Here is a 19,612-nt window from a genome sequence, read left to right as displayed (position 1 = left end):
GTGGGGAGGGTCGGGCGCAGTCCGGCTTGGCCGGACCAATGGCGTATCGATTGACCAGTCTCATGTGCGGCTCCTCAGCCGGGGGTCGACCAGCGCGTAGGCGAGATCGACCAGAAAGTTCACCGTGATCACTGCAAAGACCAGGATCATCACCACCGATTCCACCACGATCAGATCACGCGAGGAAATCGCCTGAAACACCAACCGCCCTAGTCCGGGTAGGAAAAACACCTGCTCGATGATGATGGCCCCGGCCAGCAAAAAGGAAAACTGCAAGCCGATGATGGTGAGCACCGGGATCATCGCATTGCGCAGCCCATGACGCCACAATGCTTGCCGACGGGTGAGCCCCTTGGCGCGGGCGGTGCGCATGAAGTCTTCGCCCAAGATATCCAGCAGGGCGGAGCGCATGACACGGGCCAGAATGGCCGCCTGCGGCAAGGCCAGGGCGATGGCAGGCAGGGTCAGCGAATGCAGAGCTGTGCCGATCCCGTCGTCCCAGCCGGCAAAACCACCAGCGCCAAACCAGCGCAGGTTGATGGCAAAGACCAGCACCAGGATCATAGCAAACCAGAAATTGGGCACCGCAACACCCAGCTGGGTTGCGCCCATCACCGCCATATCGCCGGCCTTGCCGCGCCGCGCCGCTGCATAGATGCCTGCGGGAAAGGCGATTAGCGTCGACAGCGTCAGCGCATAGAGCGCCAGCGGCAGCGAGACCCACATGCGGTCGGCGATCATGCCCGCGACAGGGGTGCGATAGGTATAGGACATACCAAAATCCCCCTGCAGCATGCCGCCAACCCAGGCGAGGTAGCGCTGCAACTTGCCCTGATCCAGCCCCAGCTCGGCGCGTAGGGCGGCCACGGTATCGGGCTCGGCATTGATGCCAAGCATGAAAGAGGCGGGATCTCCGGGCGCGATTTCGATCACGAAGAAGATGACAAGCGAGGCAACGGCGAGGCTGATTATCAGCGAAAACCCACGTTTCAGAGCATAGCGCAGCATCTGTTTCAGGCGCTGTTGTCTGTGCTGCGCAGATAGTCTGCGTCGCAGACATGTTCCTGCCAATCGGCGGCCGACCCATCCTGCTCTTCCTGCAGAGCGAGGTGGACCATATCGGTTTCGGGCGCGGCCCCATGCCAGTGTTCGACACCAGGCGGGATCCAGATGGTATCGCCAGGGCGCATCTCGCGGGGGGCTTCATTGCGCAGTCCAACAAGTCCCAGCCCGCTGATGATGTTTAGGGTCTGCCCCAGGGGATGGGTATGCCAGGCGGTGCGGGCACCGGGGGCAAAGCTGACACGCAGGGCATTGATACGCGCAGGCGCAGGGGCGCTGATGATCGGATCCATCCAGACCTCGCCGGTGAACCACTGGTCCGGGGCTTTGCGGCTGGGGCGGCTGCCCGCCGGATAGAGATCAATCATCGCATCTGTCCTGAAAAGAGGTCAATCTGCCGGGCGAGAAGCTTTGCTGCGCCCGGCGAAGTGTTGGCGGTTTACTCAGCCCAGCTGACGGCGGTCAGGTCGGTGGCCTGGGTCGGCGCATTGGCCCAAAGCCCCTGCAGATCAGCCTTGGCGACGCCCAATGAGGCCAGCTGGAACAGGTAGCCGTTCACATAATCCTTGGCGATGGTTTCCTGAGCCTGCTGCATCATCGCCATACGCATATCGGGATCGGTGGTGCCGTTCAGCTTGGTCATCAATTCCTGGAACGCGGCATTGTCATACTGGAAATAGTAGTCGGGACGCGCATAGATGCCGATGTCCATGGGCTCGGTATGGCTGACGATGGTCAGGCCAAAATCTTTGCCGCGGAACACGGTTTCAAGCCACTGAGCCCATTCCACATTGATAATCTCGGCCTTGATGCCGACCTGCGCCAGTTGTGCGGCGATGATTTCGCCACCGCGCCGCGCATAAGAGGGTGGCGGCAGGTGCAGGGTGGTTTCAAAGCCATCGGCTAGACCGGCCTCAGCCAGAAGCGCCTTGGCGCGCTCGGGATCATAGGCAGAGCCTCCGGTCAGATCCTTGTAGGCCGGGTTATGCGGCGCAAAATGGGTGCCAATGGGGGTGCCATAGCCAAACATGGCGCCGTCAATAATGGCCTGGCGGTCGATGGCATGGGCCAGGGCCTCGCGCACGCGCACATCGTCAAAGGGCGCCTGTTTGTTGTTGGTCGACAGGATGGTTTCCCCCTCGGTCGAGCCGACCAGCACCTGAAAGCGCGGATCGGCCTCAAACTGTGGCAGGTTTTCCGGCGCCGGGAAGCCGGAGAAGGCATCCACATCTTCGGCCATCACCGCAGCAAAGGCGGCGGTCGGGTCGGAGATGAATTTAAACGTGGCGCTGTTCAGCACTGCGGGTGTGCCCCAGTAGTCGGGATTCTTCTCAAGAGTGATGCGGTCGCCCTGTACCCAGTTTGCGAATTTGAAAGCGCCGGTGCCCACGGGTGTGGTCTTGATGTCATCAATGCTTTCGGGCGCAACAATGACAGCGTCCCCCCAGGCCAGGTTGAACAGCATATTGCCGTTTGGTTTGCTGAGGGTAAGTTTGACTGTCGCGGGATCAATGACCTCGACGCTGGCGATATCAGCATAGAGGGCTTTTTGCGCATTGGTGCTGTCCTCGGCGCGGGCGCGGTCCAGCGAGAATTTCACGTCATCGGCATCCATGGTGGTGCCATCATGGAAGGTGACGTCGCTGTTCAGATGGAATGTATAGGACAGGCCGTCTTCGGAGATATCCCAGCTCTTGGCCAGACCGGGCACTACCGATCCATCGCCCATAAACCGGGTCAGCCCTTCAAAAACATTGGAATAAAGCACCTGATCAATCGCGCCAGCGGCGGCGCTGGTGGGGTCAAGATGAGGCGGCTCCAGCTGCAGTCCGATGGTAAGGGAATCCTTGGCAAAAGCGGCGCCGGCCATCAAAGCCAGTGTCGAACTGGCGGCAAAGATGATTGATCTGAATGTCATGTCTCAATTCCCTTATTGCTGTGGATCCCCTGTTGCCGGGGCTTTAAAGCCAAGGTTTCCCGTTTTCCGCTGGGTAATCAAGGGCTGCGAGACATTTCGCCCTCTGGAAGCACGCCGCGTCAGTTGATAGACGTGCGCAACCCGAACCAACTCAGGGAAAACCATGAGCGCGAACTCAAAGACCCCCGCCATCACTGCCAGCGATATCCTTGCGCAGAAGGGCAAAACGCCAATTGTCAGCCTGACTGCCTATACCACGCCTATGGCGCAGATGATGGATGAACATTGTGACTTTGTTTTAGTCGGTGACAGCGTGGGCATGGTGCTGCACGGGCTTCCTTCGACCTTGGGCGTCACTATGGAGATGATGATTCTCCACGGTGCGGCGGTGGCGCGTGGGCTGAGCCGGGCGATGTTAGTGATAGATATGCCCTTTGGCTCTTACGAGGAAAGCCCGCAACAGGCCTTTGGCAATGCCGCTCGCCTGATGCGGGAAACCAACGCGGCAGCGGTCAAGCTGGAGGGCGGCGTCGAGATGGCGACGACCATCCGTTTTCTAGTGGAGCGTGGCATTCCGGTTATGGCCCATGTTGGGCTGACACCGCAGTCGATCAACACTTTGGGTGGCTATAAAGTGCAGGGACGCGATGAGGCTGCTACCGTTGTTCTGGCCGGTGCTCTGGCCGTGGCTGAGGCCGGCGCTTTTGCCGTGGTGTTGGAAAAAGTGCCGCAAAGCCTTGCGGATGAGATCACCGCAGCAGTTCCAATCCCCACCATTGGCATTGGTGCCTCGGCGGGCTGTGACGGGCAGGTGCTGGTGGTGGATGACATGCTGGGGCTGTTCACCGCTTTCAAAGCCAAATTCGTCAAACGCTATGGCAAACTGGGCCAGGAAGCCGAGGCCGCAATTGCCGCCTACGCAGCCGAGGTTCGCGCGCGGGAGTTTCCCGCCCCCGAACATGTCTTTGCCGACCAGACAGCACCTGCAAAAGGGTAACAGCCGCCATGACTGCTCCGATTATTCGCCAACTCGCCGAGCTGCGGGACAAGCATAGTGACTGGATTCGCGCCGGTGAACGCGTGGCCGTGGTGCCCACGATGGGGGCGCTCCATGCGGGCCATTTGTCCCTGGTTGCGGCGGCCAAGGTCGCCTGCGACCGGGTGATAGTGACGATCTTTGTTAATCCAAAGCAGTTCAACAACCCGGAGGACCTGGCCAACTATCCTCGAACCGAACATGAGGACGCCATTAAACTGAAGCCCTATGATGTGGATGTGATCTATGTGCCGGACCCGGATCAGATCTATCCCGATGGCTTTGCCAGCACTGTCTCTGTGACGGGCGTAGCGGATCAGATGGAAGGCGCTAGTCGCCCCGGCCACTTTGACGGGGTTGCCACGGTTGTGGCCAAACTGTTTCTGCAAACCGGGGCGCATCAGGCGTTTTTTGGCGAGAAAGACTATCAGCAGCTTCTGGTGGTGCGGCGTATGGCGCGCGATCTCGATATCCCGATCCAAGTGGTGGGTTGCCCAACCGTGCGCGAAGCATCGGGTCTGGCGATGTCCTCGCGCAATATGCGGTTGTCGGCTGAGGGGGCAAAAATGGCTGGGGCACTGCACCCAATCTTGACTGATCTGGCTGCACGGTTGTCTGCAGGTGGTGTCTTTGCGGAACTAAAAAAGCAGTCGGAGGCTGAGATCCTGGCTGCAGGATTTGAAGAGCTGGAATACCTTTCGCTCTGTTCTGCCGAGGATCTAAGTGCCGTGGAGCGGGCACAGGGGCCAGCGCGTCTATTTGTGGCGGCCTGGATCGAAGATGTGCGGCTCATCGACAATGTCGCGGTGTGATCCGGTTTTTGAACTAATGCTTTAGTCAGGACTGGCAGCGGTAACATCTTGCAGCTAAACTCCCGCCCTGAGGAGATCCATCACAGGGGCGGGACATGAAATATATTCTGGCAATTGACCAGGGCACCACGTCAACACGGGCGGTGCTGTTTGACGCTGAGATGCAGGTCATCGGCTCAGCGCAACAGGAGTTTCCCCAGTATTTCCCCAAGGCGGGCTGGGTAGAGCATGACCTGGAAGAGATCTGGGACTCTGTTGTTGCGACCTGTCGGCAGGTCTTGGCGGAGCAGGGCATCACAGCTGCGGATCTGGCGGGCATTGGCATCACCAATCAGCGTGAAACCACGGCGGTCTGGGACAGGGCCAGTGGCACGCCAATCCACAAGGCCATCGTCTGGCAGGATCGCCGCACTGTTGAGATCTGCGAGGCTCTGCGTGCTGAGGGCCATGAGGATATGATCCGCCACAAAACCGGCCTGCTGCTGGATCCCTATTTTTCGGGCACCAAGGTGAGCTGGATCCTAGATCAGACACCCGGGGCGCGGGACCAAGCGGCAAATGGTACGTTGCTCTTTGGCACCATCGACAGTTTCCTGATCTGGCGCCTGACCGGGGGCGCCTCGCATGTGACCGATGCCACCAATGCCTCACGCACCATGCTCTATGATATTCGCGCAGGTGCCTGGAGTGCAGAGCTCTGCCAGGCGCTGAGAGTGCCTATGCAGATGCTGCCTCAGGTCAAGGATTGCGCGGCTGATTTTGGCACAACTGTGCCAGATATCCTCGGGGCGGCGGTGCCTATTCTGGGGGTTGCCGGCGACCAGCAGGCCGCCACAATCGGCCAGGCCTGTTTTGAGCCGGGAATGATGAAATCCACCTATGGGACGGGCTGTTTTGCCCTGCTGAACACCGGCGAGACGCCGGTTGTCTCAAACAACCGTCTGCTGACCACCGTGGCCTATCAGCTGGATGGTCAGCCCACCTATGCGCTGGAAGGGTCGATCTTTATTGCCGGCGCTGCGGTGCAGTGGCTGCGCGACGGTTTGGGCATACTCGAAACTGCAGCCCAGTCCGGGGAGCTGGCTCAGGCGGCGGATCCCGAGCAGGATGTACTCTTAGTGCCGGCCTTTACCGGTCTGGGTGCGCCCTATTGGCAGCCCGAATGTCGCGGTGCCGTCTTTGGCCTTACGCGCGGTTCTGGCCCCGCCGAAATGGCGCGCGCGGCGCTGCAAAGCGTCGCCTATCAGACTCGGGATCTGTGGGAGGCAATGCGGGCAGACTGGCCGGAGGAAACCCATGTGACCCTACGGGTTGATGGTGGCATGAGTGCCAGCGACTGGACGATGCAAAGCCTGTCCGATCTGCTGGGAGCGGCAGTGGATCGCCCTAGGATGCAGGAAACGACTGTGCTGGGAGCGGGCTGGCTTGCCGGTATGCATGCGGGGATCTACCCAGATCAGGCAGGCTTTGCGGCGACCTGGGCTCTGGAACATAAATTCACACCGGAGATGGCGGCGGAGCAGCGTGAAGCGGCTTATGCCCGTTGGCAGCGTGCGGTACAGGCCGTGATTGGCGTTTAACCAGAATCTCCGTTTGCTGCCCTATCGCGCCAGTTGCCTGTGCCGGGCCTCTAGCGGGCAAAGGGGGGCTCCCGCGGCCGCAGGTCATCGGCTAGCGCCGCGTGACCTTGGCGGCCTTGGGCCGGGCGCCGCGCTGGCGCGCGGCGCGGTTGCGGCATGACCAAAGGTTGCGGCAGAGAGGCCGCCGTGCGTCAGCACGGCGCTGGGCCCAACGGGAAGAGGGCCCAAAGGGCCTGATGACGGGCGAGAGCCCCCCCCCTTAGCGGATCACTCTTGCACCGGCTTTGATTTTTGCCGGGCGGGCATTGAGCGCCTCAATGGAAAACCCCGCGATGGACTTGTAACGCTCAGCATGGTCTGCGAGATCGGCGCTTGGGATGACATCATCAATACTGACAAAGTCCCCACCACAGAGATCCTCAACCTGCTGCAGCACGGCGTCTGGGCCTTTGCCTGCGCGGTTGGTCTGGCCAATTCCGGTGGCAATCGGGCGCACCTCTGCCTCATAATCCGCAAGCGCAGCCGGGGTGACACCATGGGACAGGAGCTTTGCGCCAATAACCCGCGCGTCAATAATGGCTTGGCTGGCCCCGTTCGAGCCAACCGGATAGGTTGGGTGGGCCGCATCGCCCATCAGAGTCACAGCACCAAAGCCCCATTGCGGCAGCGGGTCGCGATCCACCATGGGGTATTCATAAACCACCTCTGCACCACGGATGAGGCCGGGCACATCGATCCAGTCAAATTTCCAGTCCTCGAAGTCGCCGATGAAATCGTTGATGTCGGCGGCGCGGTTCCAATCCTCTTTCTTCCAGGGCGCAGAAGGGTCAAAGCTCTTTTCAGCAATCCAGTTGAGGGTTGCCAACCCGTCAGAACCAGGGCGGGTGATCGGATAGGCCACCATACGCAGGCTGTCGTGACCGATCATCGCCATGGAAGCCTCCCCCTTCCAGGGCATGCCTTTGGTGGTAGCACGCCACAGGATCCGACCATTCCAGATCGGCGCGCCCTCATCCGGGTACATCTGCGCGCGCAGGGCTGAGTGAATACCATCCGCCGCCACAACCAATGTGCCGCTCTTGCGGGAGCCATCTGCCAGCAACAGATCTGCGCCGCCAGCAGTTTGTTCAAACCCTAGGGCGCGCGCACCTGTGGTGATACAGTCGCCACCTGCCCGGGAAACCAGTGCCTGATACAGCATCATCTGCAGGGCACCGCGATGCACTGAATATTGGGGCCAGGCATATCCGGCCTCCATGCCGCGCGGCTCTTCCCAGATGGTTTTACCGAATTTGGAATAGAACCCCAGCTGCTGGGTACGGATGCCGATCTGCTCCAACTCGGCCTCCAGCCCGAGGTCAAAGAGCTCCCGCACGGCATTTGGCTGCAGGTTGATGCCCACCCCCATTGGGCGCAGGTGCGCAGCGGATTCGTAGATATGAAAGGGAACACCGATCTGGTGCAATGTCAGACCAAGACTGAGCCCGGCGATACCACCGCCTGCAATAAGAACTGACATGATATGTATACCCCCTATTTTCACCCGGACAGAACCACAGAGCCTGCCTGTAAGGCAAGAGAAAACAACCCGCTTGAGGGGGTATTTAGCGCGAAGGAGAGTAGGCTTGCCGTCAGGTTTTGGAGGCGATGATCAGGTCGGGGCCAAAGATGATGTCGGCGTATTTGTGCAGATAGATCTTTAGCCATGGGGTGAAGCGCTCAGGGTGGCGCTGCACTTCGGCCAGAAGATCGTGATAGTCCATCCAGCGGGTTTCCATCACTTCATCTGGGTTGGCCACGGGGGTGAGAGGGCGATGGGCATGGGCGAGAAACACGTCGACGACCTCGTGCTCGATCATGCCATGACCCACATCTGCCCGGTATTCCAGCTGATGGCGGAACTCAGGATAGAGCCCGCTGAGCCCTAGTTCTTCTTTCATCCGCCGGACCGCGCAGGCCGAAGAAGATTCCTCCCACATGGGGTGGGTGCAGCAGGTATTGGCCCAAAGACCTGGGGTGTGATACTTTCCCAAAGCACGGCGCTGCATCAGAATCTTGACGCCCTTGACGACAAACACCGAGACAGCCTTGTGCTTCAACCCCTGTTCATGCGCCAGGAGCTTTTCTACCGGTGTCAGTTCGCCGTTCACCCAGGCCGGGATCATATGGGGCATTCTGAATCCATGATCGTTTTGCCACTCTTGCGCAGCCCGCAATGGCTAGCGCGGGTTGCGCGACAAAGCAACTACGCGAAAGGCCGCGCCCCTCAGGTCACGGCCTTTAATGCTCAAGTTTCAGGCAGCCGACCCTCTTTGCCTCGGCGCTGCGGGCAAAGAGAGGGGCCGTTGGGAGCGTTTATTCGGAGGCGGGCTGTTCGCTTGTCTCAGTTGCCGCGGCCTCATCTGTTGCCTCTGTCGCGGCCTCCTCTGCCGGTTCTTCCGCGGCGGGGCTGAACTGCGCCAGGAAGGCATAGATGTCTTCAGCGCCTTTTTTCAGCTTGAAGGACATTTTGGACTTGGCTTTGCTGTTGTCCAGATGCTCACGCAGGAAGCCACGGGGATCTTGGGTATAGGCGGTGAAGCTCTCGAGATCCCAAACCAGGCCACCTTCGCCGGCAGCAACCAGATCCTTGCCATATCTGAAGCCTTCATAGGTGCCAGCTGTCCGGCCAACAACACCCCAGAGATTTGGGCCAGTCTTGCCGCCTTTGATGATCTTTTCGCCAGTGTCAGTGACCACGGCGTGACAGGATTTGCATTTGTTAAAGGCTTTTTCGCCTTTTGCGGCATCGCCTTCTGCAAAGGCAGGGGCCGCCAAAAGGCTAAGAAGGGCTGCAGTCAGGACAGGTTTCATATGCTTGCTCCGGTTTTGAGTTGGCTGGTTCGAATACGGCGCTTGTTGGCAGGGAGTGTCAACGGGTGAATCCGCCGCATGAGGCTCTGTGGCGCAGTCGCGCCGGGGGTTTAGATGGGGTGGTTGCTCCAACAGGGCAGAAGGTCAGTGTCTTCTGGTGTGGCACTATAGACGGCACGGGCAATGGCACGGCTCAGACACAGAGCGGCAGCATGGCCGATATGGGCCAGTTCCGCCTCAGGGTTCGCCAGCTGACGGGCATTGGTGCTGGCGGCAAAAACCAGATCGCCATCCCCCGGTGCATGCGCCGGGACAGTGGCGCGACCAATACCGTCATGGGCGGCTGTGGCTATGCGCTGGCATTCTGCTTTGCTCAGGTCGGCATCGGTGGCGACAATAGCAATAGTGGTATTACCGCGCTCCGCGGGCAGCTCTTCACCAGCGGCAAGGGCGCGCATGGACTGCATTTTGCGGCTCTCGAGGTTGCGTCCCAAGCCCACAGCGCTGTCAGGTCCAACGCCGCCAAATTCACCATCGACTTCAAAAGGCGCGGCCCAGAAATGGCGGTCCCCGGGCGTAGTGACGCTGCCCATGGGATTGGCGGCCACTAGGGCACCAACGGTCACGCCGCTTTCCAGCACAAAGGAGGCAGAGCCAAGCCCGCCCTTTAGCATCGCCGTGAGCGCGCCGGTGCCCGCACCATGGCTGCCAAGGGCAAAGTCATCAGAAGCCGCTTCAAACGCGGCGCGGCCGAGGGCGCGATAGGGATTGTCGTCCCACCCTTTGTCGCCGCCATTGAGCAGGTCAAACAGGATAGCACCAGGCACCAGAGGAATGAGCGCAGGCCCCAGGGCAAAACCGCGTCCCTCGGCGCGCAGCCCATCGACAACGCCGGAACAGGCATCCAACCCAAAGGCCGAGCCCCCCGAGAGCACCAGCGCATCAATCTTGGCCACGGATTTATCCGGCGCCAGCAGATCCGTCTCGCGGGTCCCCGGTGCGCCCCCCATGACATGTACCGAAGCCGTCAGCGGCTCTGCCGCCAACAAGACGGTGCTGCCGGATTTCAGCAGGGCATCACTTGCATTGCCGACCAAGAGGCCCGGCACATCAGTGATGAGGTTTTTAGGCCCTGGTTTCATCGGGCCGGTTTCATAGAGGTTGGGATCATCTGTGGATCTCCTGTTCCAAAGCGCGCGGCGGGGCAAATTGCCCCTCCCTTTTAGGCGTGATTCCGGCTGGGTCTTTGATCCGGCGCAAACAGGTTGCGCCGAACCCCCATGTTCCCGGAAGACAGAGTGTTAGATCCGGTTCTTTGCGGCCGCGGTGGTGGGATCGCCTGAGTTCGGCTCGCCCTTGGGCTCGATCAGCAGAACTTTGCATTCCTGCGCAGCACGCGGACGATGGGTGATTCCCTTGGGCACCACAAAGAGCTCGCCAGCTGAGACCGGATGCGAGGCTTCGCCCTTGATATCCATCAACATCTCGCCTTCAAGTACTAGGAAGAAATCATCGGTATCTTCGTGCAGATGAAACGGGAATTCGCCCTGAAATTTGACCACCATGATGTCGTTGTCATTGTAGTCGGCCACCACCTTTGGGTCCCAATGGCTGTCAAACAGCGCCAGTTTCTCGGCCAGATTGATCGTTTTCATATGCAGCGCCCCCCGTCGACTTCCATGGCGACACCGGTCACCATGCTGGCCTCGTCCGAACACAGAAAACAGGCGGCATTGCCCATGTCCTGAGGGGTGGAGAAGCGTCCGATGGGGATGGTCGACAGAAACTTGGCGCGCACCTCTGGTGTGTCCTCTCCCATAAAGGATTTCAGCAGCGGGGTTTCTCCGGCCACCGGGTTGATGGCATTGACGCGAATGCCCTTGGGGGCCAGCTCGACCGCCATGGCCTTGGTTGCGGTGATCATCCAGCCCTTGGAGGCATTGTACCAGTTCAGATTGGGCCGTGGCGAGACACCGGCGGTGGAGGCCACGTTGAGAATGGCGCCGCTGCCATGTGCTTTCATATGTGGCACCAAAGCGCGCGCGGTCAGATAGACCGACTTCATGTTGACGTTGAAGACCCGGTCAAAATCCTCTTCGCTCACCTCGTCCAGCGGGGTAGGCAGATGGGTCACGCCGGCGTTGTTGATCAATATGTCGACCTGGCCAAAGGCGGTTATCGCGGTCTCCGCCATGGCAGTGACCGAAGCGGCATTGCCGACATCAACCTGTTGGGCAATGGCCTCTCCCCGGTCCTCTGCCAAGGTGCTCGCGCCGTCGCCGTTGATGTCGGCGATCATCACCCTTGCCCCTTCGGCTAGAAATTTATCAACGATGCCAAGCCCAAAGCCAGAGGCGCCGCCGGTTACAATCGCGCATTTTCCTGCAAGCCGCATAATGCTCTCCCTCAAAATCCAATTGCAGCAAACATGACCAAGCCTGTGGCGAGGTGCAATCGCTAGGAGCCTTCGGGAGTGATTTTTCCTCGCGTTGATTTGAGGCTGCTGCGCTGCTTTTTGCTCTCCAGTCGTCGTTTGACGGAGCCGCGGGTTGGTTTGGTCGCTATACGACGTTTTGGGGCGACCAGGGCCTTGCGGATCAGCTCGGCTAGCCGTTCGCGCACCAGCTCGCGGTTGCGCAGCTGCGAGCGGGTTTCGTCGCATTGCATCAGAATCGCGCCCTCTTTGGTCCAGCGTCGCCCCGCCAGCCGTTTGAGGCGGGATTTCACTGCCGGGGTGAGCGATGGGGAGCGGGCGGCCTCGAACCGCAGCTCGACGGCGGTGGCCACCTTGTTGACGTTCTGCCCGCCGGGGCCCGAGGCGCGCATGAAGCTTTCGGAGAGTTCCCAGTCCTGGAGTGCGATATCGTTGGTGATATGGAGCATGGGCCGCATGTAGCGCGGCTGGCGCAAATGGAAAAGGCCGCAGTCCGCTGGACCACGGCCTTTTGCCAAGACTGTTGTATTGCTGTGGGTGCTTAGGCGGGCTTGGCCGTCAGGTGGCTGACGATCATGCGGAAGGGCACCAGGGCCAGCAGGGCCAGCGAGAGTTTTACCATCCAGTCGGCCACCGCCAGCGAGACCCAGAGCGGTGCCATAGGGCCTGCGCCCAAGAGCGGCAGCATTTCGGTGGCCCAGGAGACGTCATTGCCGGGTTCAATCCAGGTGAGCGCGCCGGAAAAGGCCACGGTAAAGAAGATGGCCGTATCCACCGAGGAGCCCACCAGGGTGGAGGCCAGCGGCGCACGCCACCATTTGCCGGTCCGCAGGGCGGCAAAGATCGACACGTCGAGCAGCTGAGCGGTGAGGAAGGCGAGGCCAGAGCCAATTGCGATGCGCAGGGTGACCAGCGGGCCAAATTCACCCATAATCTGGGTGCCGATGAGCGAGCAGATGACGCCCACCACAAAGCCGACAAAAACCACGCGGCGGGCAGGTCCGGCACCATAGACGCGGTTCATCACATCAGTGATGAGAAAGGCGATAGGATAGGTAAAGGCGCCCCAGGTCAGCCATTGGCCAAAGAGGAATTGCACCAGGATATTGGAGGCCACCACAACGGCAGCCATGGCAAGAATGCCAGGTAGGTAATAACGATTCATTTTTCAGTTCCGTTTTTTATACAAGGTCGCGGCGACTTGTTCCGCATCTTGTGCGGAAGACGCGCTCACCTAGCCGTGTTGGAGACACTTGGCAAGTGTTTTGAAGCATCGAAGAACCCAGCGGAGCTGCGAAAGGTGGGGCTCCCGCCCGGATCGCCACATTCAAAGAATGTGTCTCTCCCGTTGGGTCCGGCACCGCGCTGCCGCGCGGTGCGGTTGCGGCAGGTAGAGAAGCCGAGGACGGCTGACATGTTTGGGCACTAAAGGTTAGCAGGGCCAGTATCTGCAATATCTGTGACGCAGAGTGAAAGTGTCTTTCCCTTATTCCGGCAGTGTGTATTCGACCACTTCCGTGCGTTGCAGGGATTTGAAATTGTCGTCAGACACCATGGTGGCACGCAGGGTTCCCGTGGCATCGCGCCAGACGGATAGCCCTTCGAGGTTGTCATGCACGCCGGTGCTGCTTTCCAATAGGGTCACTTCGTTTGTCGCGCCCTGATCGGTGATGTCCCAGCGGCGCAAACGGCTGCGGAAACCGATAAAGACAAAGTTGCGCTCCAGCAGGTAAAACCGCCCGTCGGGGCCAAAATCGGCACCCACGGGCAGAAAGCCACCCCGCCGGGGCAGGGTGAAAGGCTGGCTCCAGCGTGCGCCATTCCAGCGCCAGACCGGGATCTCTCCTTCGGCATTCAGTGCGTTTTCCGGTAGGGTATACAGCCGCCCCTGGGGATCAATAGCGAGGGCCTCGAGCGATTTGTTCAGGGGTAAACCGCGAAAATCATGGGGACGCGGCAGCACGCGGGCACGGCTGGCCTCGGTTTGGTGATGCACCACGCGGGCCAGGCCTTCAAAGGAGATAAACAGCGAGCCACCGGGTGCCAGGGCCAGGCCTTCGCTGTCCATGATCCGTCCCAGGAGCTGTCGCCCCTTGGAAGAGCGCAGATGCTGGGCACTGCGCAGGGAAATCTCTGAAATCTCACCGTCTTGCCGGTGGATATATGCCCGGGCCACATGGGCGCGGTCGCTTAGGACAACCAGTTGCGATCCATCCGCTGAGAGCTCAAGCCCGGAGAACCCCCCGAACCAATCGGGGGTCGCTCGCCAGGTGTAGCTGCCTGTAAACTGGGCGGCGTTTTCCAACCGGTCCAGTTGGGCCGCAGCAAAGCCTGCTGCCGCCGCAATGAGGCCGGAGGCCAGAACAAGGCCACCGATCAGTTTTCTACGCTTCATGGTGTTCAGGCTCAGTTTGATTGCAAGACGGCAGAGCACTGCCGGGGCAGATCCGACAGGGTGTACTCCCGGCGGGGCTTTGGAGCTGGCGCATTGGGATCTGCAGGCTTTGGCGGGGGTGGGCTCAGGATGTCATCGACCCATTTCTGGGCCGCATCGCAGCCGTCCCCACGAGGGGGGCGATCCTGATTGACGCAGCCCTGCGATCCCTTGGGGCAGGCAAGGCGCACATGGAAATGGTAGTGATGCCCCCACCAGGGGCGGATCTTGCGCAGCCAGCGCCGGTCGCCCTTGGCGTCCTTGCACATCTGCACTTTGGCGCCGGGAAAGACAAAGATACGTGCCACCCGTTTGTCCTGCGCGGCTGCCTTGATGATCTCGTGATGGGCGCGGGTCCAGTCGGAATTTACAAAGGCGCCGTTGTTGCGCCGCATCGAGATCGACGAGATCTTCTCGCGCTGGGCGCGGCTGTAGTTCAACCGATCCGCCGGGCGCATCCAGATGTCGATATCCAGGCCCACCTGATGGCTACGGTGCCCCGACAGCATTGGTCCGCCCCGGGGTTGGCTGATGTCCCCAATGTATAGCCCGTCCCAGCCGGGTTGGCGGGCCGCGACCTGGCTTAGCTTTTCGATAAAGCTGATGGTTTCAGGGTGGCCCCAGTTGCGATTTCGGCTCAGCCGCATGGCCTGCCAGGTCGGGCCGGTTTCCGGCAGTTGCACGGCCCCGGCGACACAGCCCTTGGCATAGGAACCAAAGGCGGCCGGCGTCTGCTGCGATGCGCTGCCCTTGGCGCCAAAAAGCTGCTTGGCCGGGGTCGCAGCACTGGCGCTGATCAAGCCGGCAATCAATAAACAAAAACTCGCAAATAGCAGTCTCAACCCTGGTCTCCTTCTGCCTTGACCCAACGCAACACAATCAACCCGAGGATAAACAGGAAGATCACCGGGGAGATACCCAATCGTGCGCTACCTGTCACGGTTGTGGCAAGCCCAATCAGCCCAGGCGCCAAAAAGGCGGTGGCGCGACCCGACAGACCGTAGAGCCCAAAGCTCTCAGTCGCCTTTGCAGGATCGGTATGGCGTACCATCAGGCTGCGGCTTGCGGCCTGCAAGATACCGCCGAAGCCGCCGATCAGCATGCCGCAACCAAAGAAGATGGCGTCGGGCAGTGTGGATTCTGCAGCCAGAGGCATGCCAAAGAGCGCCTCACGCGACATGTTCACCACGGTGATGCAGACCAGCGTCAGCACCAGGATGGCAGCCACGATGACGGGTTTGGGGCCAAAGCGTTTGTCGGCCATGCCGCCAACCCAGCTAAAGGCTGCAGCGGCAATTGCTGAGATGATGCCAAAGATACCGATCTGGGTGATCTCCCAGTCCAGGACCAGGCTGGCATAAACGCCGCCAAAGCCATAAAGCCCATTGAGCGCATCGCGGTAGAGCATCGAAGAGCCAAGATAACTGGCCAGGCTGAAGCGGTGCCGCAGCGCCTTGATCGAAGTGACCACCAGAGTGACCGCCTGCCCAAGCGTGCCGCGCGTGCCGGTGCCAGCATCGTCTTTGACCCAGAGGAAATAGGGCACCATAAAGACGAGGAACCACAACGCCGTAAAGGGCCCCACCGCGCGGGTGCCTTCTCGGGTTGCAGCCTCCAGTCCCAGGATTGGGTCCAATCCGATCAGGGTTTTTCCAGTGCCCTGTTCCACAAAGAGCAACAGCATAATGAAGAGTGCAATCACCCCGCCAAGATAGCCAAAGGCAAAGCCAGAGCCAGAGATCGCCCCGACATCGTCCTTGCTGCCGAGGCTGGGCAGCTGCGAATTGGCAAAGATCAATGCAAATTCCGCGCCAATGAAGCCAAAGCCAAAGGTTACCAGCATCCACCACAGGTTGCTGCCGGCGGGGTCCGAGTACCAGATCCCCCAGGCGCCCAGGATATACATCAGCGAAAAGCCAATGAGCCAGGGGCGTTTGCGTCCGGAAATATCGGCCAGAGCGCCGATAAAGGGCGCTCCAAACCCAATCATCAGCCCGGTGGCGGTCATGCCAATCGACCACATGGTCTGGGCCTGGGCCTTGGCGGCTTCGGGCTCCAGGCCCTCCCCCAAATAGTGATTTGCAGCGACGGCGGCAAAGAAGGGGCCAAAGACAAAGGTCACCAGCAGCGTGTGATAGGGTTGGCTGGCCCAGTCAAAGAACCACCAGCCCCAAATGCGCTTGCGCGTTGAAATATTGCTCATCTTTTCCCGCCTGTCCCCAGCTGTTTGTTATCTGCGATAAGACAGGGACTTAGGTCACGAGGCAAGGGGCTCTTGCATCGGTGGCCAGGGACGTTGCGCGTCTGCTGCGCGCCAGGCATCAATCCAGTCCGGCATCGGCGGCGTTGGTGTGTCTTGCAGACCCATGGCCTCGAGCACCCGCGCGGGCGGCACGATGCCGTTTTTGTCGGTGAGCGCGGTGCGCAGCATTACATGGCTGGCGCAGGTGCCGTCCTTTTTCCACATCGACTGTTCCAGGTAGATGAATTTGTCATCCCAGGCTGCCGCCCGGCTGCGCATTTCAAAGCGTTCAAAGCCACGGATGCGTTGACGGAACCGCACGCTGGTACCCGCGACGGTCATGCCCCAGCGGTTTTGGCGCAGGGCACCAATCAGCCCAACCCGCTGGGCCTGCATGGTGCGCCCCAGATCATACAGCGTCATGGCGCGGCCATTGTTCAGCTCCAGCCAGATATCCAGATCCCAGGGCCAGCAGATATGCCGAGAGACATGGGTTTCGGTCAGACCCAGCGGGGTCATGCGGCGCGCCTTCATCAGGTCTTTGATCAGGCGGAAAATCGGGAACATTTGCGGCTTCTCCTGTCGAGTTGTGCCCCTCTTGCCACCGATTAACCAATGGTCAACCGCAACCTCGCGGAAGGCTTGCACAAATGCCACAGGCTGCTTACCTGTAAGGCTGTTATTCCAAAGAGGTACATGATGCTCTCGCTGCTCCAAATTCTGCTGTTGATCCTGGACATCGTCTGGTTCTTCATCATCGCTCATGTGATCATGAGCTGGCTGATCAATTTCCAGGTTCTGAACCTGCAACAGCAGCTGGTGAGCCAGATCTGGTACATGTTGCAGCGTATTCTCGAGCCGCTTTACGCGCCGGTGCGCCGCATTATGCCCAATATGAGCGGCATTGATCTGGCGCCGTTGGTGGTGCTGATCGCGGTCTATGCCCTGCGCATTATCATCCAGAACAACATGGCCGCATTCTACTAGGCCTCCCTGGTGGCCGGTTTGGGCTGTTTCAGCGGATGATATGAATAAAACCAAGGGGGCGAAGCGTAAAGCTTTGCCCCTTGCTCTTGCCGCCCGAATCGACCTGTGGGATTGTGGCGCTCAAATCAGAGCAGCCGCACCCAACGAGGTCCCACTCCATGACAGCCGCGCCAGCGATCACCGAGACGGAGAGCACCGCCGCTCCGCTGCTGCGTGAGATTTTTGGCTTTGATGCCTTTCGCCCCGGTCAGGAAGAGATCGTTGAGGCGGTAACGCGCGGCGAAAACGTTTTGGCCATCATGCCCACGGGCGGAGGAAAATCGCTGTGCTTCCAGCTACCCGCGCTGCAACGGGCTGGCATCACGGTGGTGATCTCGCCGCTGATTGCGCTGATGCGCGATCAGGTGCGGGCGCTGCAGGCGGTGGGGGTCACGGCGGGGGCGCTCACCTCTGGCAATACCGAAGAAGAGACCGAAGCGGTCTGGCAATCCATCGAATCCGGCGCGCTGAAGCTCTTGTACATGGCGCCGGAACGGCTGGCTTCGGGGGCGACGCTGAACATGTTGCAGCGCATCAATGTCAGCCTGATCGCTGTGGATGAGGCCCATTGTGTCAGCCAATGGGGCCATGATTTCCGCCCCGACTACCTGCGCATCGGCGAGCTGCGCCAGGCACTGGATGTGCCTCTGGCGGCCTTTACCGCCACCGCCGATTCAGAGACCCGCGAAGAGATCATTCGCAAGCTGTTTGATGGTCATGCGCCGCGCGCCTTTCTGCGGGGGTTTGACCGGCCCAATATCCATCTGGCCTTTGCCGCCAAGGACGGGCCGCGCCGTCAGATCCTGGAGTTTGCAGCAGCCCGCAAGGGTCAGTCAGGCATCGTCTATTGCGGCACCCGCGCCAAAACCGAAGACCTGGCCCGCGCCCTGCGTGACGCTGGTCACGCGGCCTGCCATTATCACGGTGGCATGGAGGCTGGGGATCGGCGCGACGTGGAAACACGCTTTGCCCGCGAGGATGGCCTGATTGTGGTGGCCACCGTGGCTTTTGGTATGGGGATAGATAAGCCAGACATCCGCTGGGTGGCCCATGCTGATCTGCCCAAATCCATCGAATCCTACTATCAGGAAATTGGCCGCGCGGGTCGCGACGGGGCCCCTGCGGAAACCCTGACCCTGTTTGGATCTGATGACATCCGGTTGCGGCGCAGCCAGATCGACGAAGGCCTGGCCCCCTCGGAACGTCGTGCGGCAGATCACGCGCGTTTGAATGCGCTGCTGGGTCTGGCCGAGGCGCTGACCTGTCGCCGCCAGACCCTATTGGGTTATTTCGAGGAAGACTCGGACCCCTGCGGCAATTGTGATCTCTGCGATAGCCCGGTGGAGGTCTTTGACGGCACTACGGCGGTACGCAAGGCGCTTTCGGCTATTTTGCGCACCAATGAGACCTATGGCGCTGGGCATCTGATCGACGTTCTCTATGGAAATGAGACCGACCGGGTGCGCGAAAAGGGTCATAACGAACTATCGGTCTTTGGTTGTGGTAAGGAATACAGCAAACGCCAGTGGCAGGCAGTGTTTCGCCAGATGATGGGTCATGATCTGGTGCGCCCTGATCCCGAACGCCATGGTGCCCTGCGGATGACAGAGGCAGCGCTGCCGGTGCTGAAGGGAGAGGCGCAGATCTCCCTGCGCAGGGATACTATCAAATCTGCCGAACGCCGCCCGGCGGTCAAGATGCTGGTCTCCGAAGAAGATGCGCCACTGCTGTCGGCCCTGAAAGCCAAGCGCCGCGCCCTGGCAGAGGCGCAGAAAGTGCCAGCCTATGTGGTGTTCAACGACAAGACCCTGATCGAGATGGCCGAAACCCGCCCGGAAACTCTGGATCAGATGGCTCGGATTGGGGGCGTTGGCGCCAAAAAACTGGACCGTTACGGTGATGAGTTTCTTGAGGTGATCACCGGCGCGGTGGAACAGCTGCACCCCCAGAGGCGCAAACTGGCAACACGGGCTGGGGCGGGATCGACCTATGACGCCCTGATGGAGGCTCAGACTGGGCTGATCCGGGGGAGTTGCGGCACTTTGAAACCGCTCAGCTGTCCGGCTGCCATGCTCGCAAAGCTGGCGCAGATGCGGGTCGAGGATACGCGCGGCATCACAATGCTGTTGGGCGAGCGCCGGGCAGAGAGATTCTTGCCCGCCTTTCTGGACGTTTTGCGCCAGACTGATTAAGTCTGGAAAAAGGAAACAAATCG

General features: G+C 60.3%; 20 protein-coding genes. 5 read left to right on the top strand and 15 right to left on the bottom strand.

What is annotated here, in order from left to right; all coding sequences use genetic code 11:
• Positions 1–60: 60 nt before the first annotated feature.
• The 3 genes from AN476_RS06425 to AN476_RS06415 form a co-directional block, all read right to left on the bottom strand.
• Complete coding sequence (locus AN476_RS06425) at positions 61–1,008, bottom strand: ABC transporter permease (protein ID WP_054460154.1); 948 nt, start codon at positions 1,006–1,008, stop codon at positions 61–63.
• Positions 1,009–1,013: 5 nt separating this feature from the next.
• Positions 1,014–1,430 (bottom strand): cupin domain-containing protein, encoded by a 417-nt coding sequence (locus AN476_RS06420; RefSeq protein WP_216598373.1) that lies wholly within the window; start codon positions 1,428–1,430, stop codon positions 1,014–1,016.
• A 71-nt stretch (positions 1,431–1,501) separates the two neighbouring features.
• Positions 1,502–2,980 (bottom strand): ABC transporter substrate-binding protein, encoded by a 1,479-nt coding sequence (locus tag AN476_RS06415; RefSeq protein WP_054460153.1) that lies wholly within the window; start codon positions 2,978–2,980, stop codon positions 1,502–1,504.
• Positions 2,981–3,143: 163 nt separating this feature from the next.
• Here AN476_RS06415 and panB point away from each other — a divergent pair, with 163 nt between their 5' ends.
• The 3 genes from panB (at position 3,144) to glpK (ending at position 6,408) form a co-directional block, all read left to right on the top strand.
• Positions 3,144–3,977, top strand: coding sequence for a 3-methyl-2-oxobutanoate hydroxymethyltransferase (gene panB / locus AN476_RS06410; RefSeq protein ID WP_054460152.1), 834 nt, complete (start codon positions 3,144–3,146; stop codon positions 3,975–3,977).
• Positions 3,978–3,985: 8 nt separating this feature from the next.
• Positions 3,986–4,828 carry a pantoate--beta-alanine ligase gene (gene panC, locus AN476_RS06405; RefSeq protein ID WP_054460151.1) on the top strand — a complete coding sequence of 281 codons (843 nt, stop codon included), beginning with the start codon at positions 3,986–3,988 and terminating at the stop codon, positions 4,826–4,828.
• 95 nt (positions 4,829–4,923) lie between these two features.
• The gene (gene glpK / locus AN476_RS06400) at positions 4,924–6,408 is read left to right on the top strand and encodes a glycerol kinase GlpK (protein ID WP_054460150.1); all 1,485 of its coding nucleotides are present in this window, start codon (positions 4,924–4,926) and stop codon (positions 6,406–6,408) included.
• 259 nt (positions 6,409–6,667) lie between these two features.
• Here glpK and AN476_RS06395 read toward each other — a convergent pair whose 3' ends face one another.
• The 12 genes from AN476_RS06395 to AN476_RS06340 all read right to left on the bottom strand — a co-directional run bounded on the left by AN476_RS06395 (position 6,668) and on the right by AN476_RS06340 (position 16,938).
• A complete protein-coding gene (locus AN476_RS06395; protein WP_054460149.1) occupies positions 6,668–7,927 on the bottom strand; it encodes a flavin-dependent oxidoreductase in 1,260 nt (419 codons plus the stop codon).
• Between the two features lie 112 nt (positions 7,928–8,039).
• Positions 8,040–8,582: an isopentenyl-diphosphate Delta-isomerase gene (idi, locus tag AN476_RS06390; protein WP_054460148.1), complete on the bottom strand. Its 543-nt coding sequence runs from the start codon at positions 8,580–8,582 to the stop codon at positions 8,040–8,042.
• 181 nt (positions 8,583–8,763) lie between these two features.
• Positions 8,764–9,261: a cytochrome c family protein gene (locus AN476_RS06385; protein WP_054460147.1), complete on the bottom strand. Its 498-nt coding sequence runs from the start codon at positions 9,259–9,261 to the stop codon at positions 8,764–8,766.
• 110 nt (positions 9,262–9,371) lie between these two features.
• Positions 9,372–10,403 (bottom strand): P1 family peptidase, encoded by a 1,032-nt coding sequence (locus AN476_RS06380; RefSeq protein WP_054460146.1) that lies wholly within the window; start codon positions 10,401–10,403, stop codon positions 9,372–9,374.
• 159 nt (positions 10,404–10,562) lie between these two features.
• Positions 10,563–10,916 (bottom strand): cupin domain-containing protein, encoded by a 354-nt coding sequence (locus AN476_RS06375; protein WP_054460145.1) that lies wholly within the window; start codon positions 10,914–10,916, stop codon positions 10,563–10,565.
• Positions 10,913–11,656, bottom strand: coding sequence for an SDR family oxidoreductase (locus AN476_RS06370; RefSeq protein ID WP_054460144.1), 744 nt, complete (start codon positions 11,654–11,656; stop codon positions 10,913–10,915). Before AN476_RS06370 ends, AN476_RS06375 begins: the two co-directional genes overlap by 4 nt.
• 62 nt (positions 11,657–11,718) lie before the next feature.
• Positions 11,719–12,144 carry an alternative ribosome rescue aminoacyl-tRNA hydrolase ArfB gene (arfB, locus tag AN476_RS06365; RefSeq protein WP_054460143.1) on the bottom strand — a complete coding sequence of 142 codons (426 nt, stop codon included), beginning with the start codon at positions 12,142–12,144 and terminating at the stop codon, positions 11,719–11,721.
• A 92-nt stretch (positions 12,145–12,236) separates the two neighbouring features.
• Complete coding sequence (locus AN476_RS06360; RefSeq protein WP_054460142.1) at positions 12,237–12,860, bottom strand: queuosine precursor transporter; 624 nt, start codon at positions 12,858–12,860, stop codon at positions 12,237–12,239.
• A 321-nt stretch (positions 12,861–13,181) separates the two neighbouring features.
• On the bottom strand, positions 13,182–14,090 hold the full coding sequence (locus tag AN476_RS06355) for an esterase-like activity of phytase family protein (protein ID WP_054460141.1): 909 nt from the start codon (positions 14,088–14,090) through the stop codon (positions 13,182–13,184).
• A gap of 11 nt (positions 14,091–14,101) precedes the next feature.
• A complete protein-coding gene (mepA, locus tag AN476_RS06350; protein ID WP_054460140.1) occupies positions 14,102–14,971 on the bottom strand; it encodes a penicillin-insensitive murein endopeptidase in 870 nt (289 codons plus the stop codon).
• On the bottom strand, positions 14,968–16,332 hold the full coding sequence (locus AN476_RS06345) for an MFS transporter (RefSeq protein ID WP_054460139.1): 1,365 nt from the start codon (positions 16,330–16,332) through the stop codon (positions 14,968–14,970). Before AN476_RS06345 ends, mepA begins: the two co-directional genes overlap by 4 nt.
• A gap of 54 nt (positions 16,333–16,386) precedes the next feature.
• Complete coding sequence (locus AN476_RS06340; protein ID WP_054460138.1) at positions 16,387–16,938, bottom strand: acyl-CoA thioesterase; 552 nt, start codon at positions 16,936–16,938, stop codon at positions 16,387–16,389.
• Positions 16,939–17,070: 132 nt separating this feature from the next.
• Between AN476_RS06340 and AN476_RS06335 the strand changes: the two genes are divergently transcribed.
• Both AN476_RS06335 and recQ read left to right on the top strand, forming a co-directional pair.
• Entirely contained in the window at positions 17,071–17,358 is a 288-nt protein-coding gene (locus AN476_RS06335) for a YggT family protein (RefSeq protein WP_054460137.1), read from the top strand.
• A 158-nt stretch (positions 17,359–17,516) separates the two neighbouring features.
• A complete protein-coding gene (gene recQ / locus AN476_RS06330; protein WP_054460136.1) occupies positions 17,517–19,589 on the top strand; it encodes a DNA helicase RecQ in 2,073 nt (690 codons plus the stop codon).
• Positions 19,590–19,612 lie beyond the last annotated feature (23 nt).

It is taken from the genome of Phaeobacter sp. 11ANDIMAR09, assembly GCF_001294455.1.
Lineage (GTDB): Bacteria > Pseudomonadota > Alphaproteobacteria > Rhodobacterales > Rhodobacteraceae > Pseudophaeobacter.
This window is presented reverse-complemented; position numbering and strand designations above follow the sequence as displayed.

Bases quoted from the DNA above. Each gene is read 5' to 3' on its own strand.
- AN476_RS06425 (WP_054460154.1), bottom strand. From the start codon at position 1,008: ATGCTGCGCTATGCTCTGAAACGTGGGTTTTCGCTGATAATCAGCCTC.
- AN476_RS06420 (WP_216598373.1), bottom strand. From the start codon at position 1,430: ATGATTGATCTCTATCCGGCGGGCAGCCGCCCCAGCCGCAAAGCCCCG.
- AN476_RS06415 (WP_054460153.1), bottom strand. From the start codon at position 2,980: ATGACATTCAGATCAATCATCTTTGCCGCCAGTTCGACACTGGCTTTG.
- panB (WP_054460152.1), top strand. From the start codon at position 3,144: ATGAGCGCGAACTCAAAGACCCCCGCCATCACTGCCAGCGATATCCTT.
- panC (WP_054460151.1), top strand. From the start codon at position 3,986: ATGACTGCTCCGATTATTCGCCAACTCGCCGAGCTGCGGGACAAGCAT.
- glpK (WP_054460150.1), top strand. From the start codon at position 4,924: ATGAAATATATTCTGGCAATTGACCAGGGCACCACGTCAACACGGGCG.
- AN476_RS06395 (WP_054460149.1), bottom strand. From the start codon at position 7,927: ATGTCAGTTCTTATTGCAGGCGGTGGTATCGCCGGGCTCAGTCTTGGT.
- idi (WP_054460148.1), bottom strand. From the start codon at position 8,582: ATGCCCCATATGATCCCGGCCTGGGTGAACGGCGAACTGACACCGGTA.
- AN476_RS06385 (WP_054460147.1), bottom strand. From the start codon at position 9,261: ATGAAACCTGTCCTGACTGCAGCCCTTCTTAGCCTTTTGGCGGCCCCT.
- AN476_RS06380 (WP_054460146.1), bottom strand. From the start codon at position 10,403: ATGAAACCAGGGCCTAAAAACCTCATCACTGATGTGCCGGGCCTCTTG.
- AN476_RS06375 (WP_054460145.1), bottom strand. From the start codon at position 10,916: ATGAAAACGATCAATCTGGCCGAGAAACTGGCGCTGTTTGACAGCCAT.
- AN476_RS06370 (WP_054460144.1), bottom strand. From the start codon at position 11,656: ATGCGGCTTGCAGGAAAATGCGCGATTGTAACCGGCGGCGCCTCTGGC.
- arfB (WP_054460143.1), bottom strand. From the start codon at position 12,144: ATGCTCCATATCACCAACGATATCGCACTCCAGGACTGGGAACTCTCC.
- AN476_RS06360 (WP_054460142.1), bottom strand. From the start codon at position 12,860: ATGAATCGTTATTACCTACCTGGCATTCTTGCCATGGCTGCCGTTGTG.
- AN476_RS06355 (WP_054460141.1), bottom strand. From the start codon at position 14,090: ATGAAGCGTAGAAAACTGATCGGTGGCCTTGTTCTGGCCTCCGGCCTC.
- AN476_RS06345 (WP_054460139.1), bottom strand. From the start codon at position 16,332: ATGAGCAATATTTCAACGCGCAAGCGCATTTGGGGCTGGTGGTTCTTT.
- AN476_RS06340 (WP_054460138.1), bottom strand. From the start codon at position 16,938: ATGTTCCCGATTTTCCGCCTGATCAAAGACCTGATGAAGGCGCGCCGC.
- AN476_RS06335 (WP_054460137.1), top strand. From the start codon at position 17,071: ATGCTCTCGCTGCTCCAAATTCTGCTGTTGATCCTGGACATCGTCTGG.
- recQ (WP_054460136.1), top strand. From the start codon at position 17,517: ATGACAGCCGCGCCAGCGATCACCGAGACGGAGAGCACCGCCGCTCCG.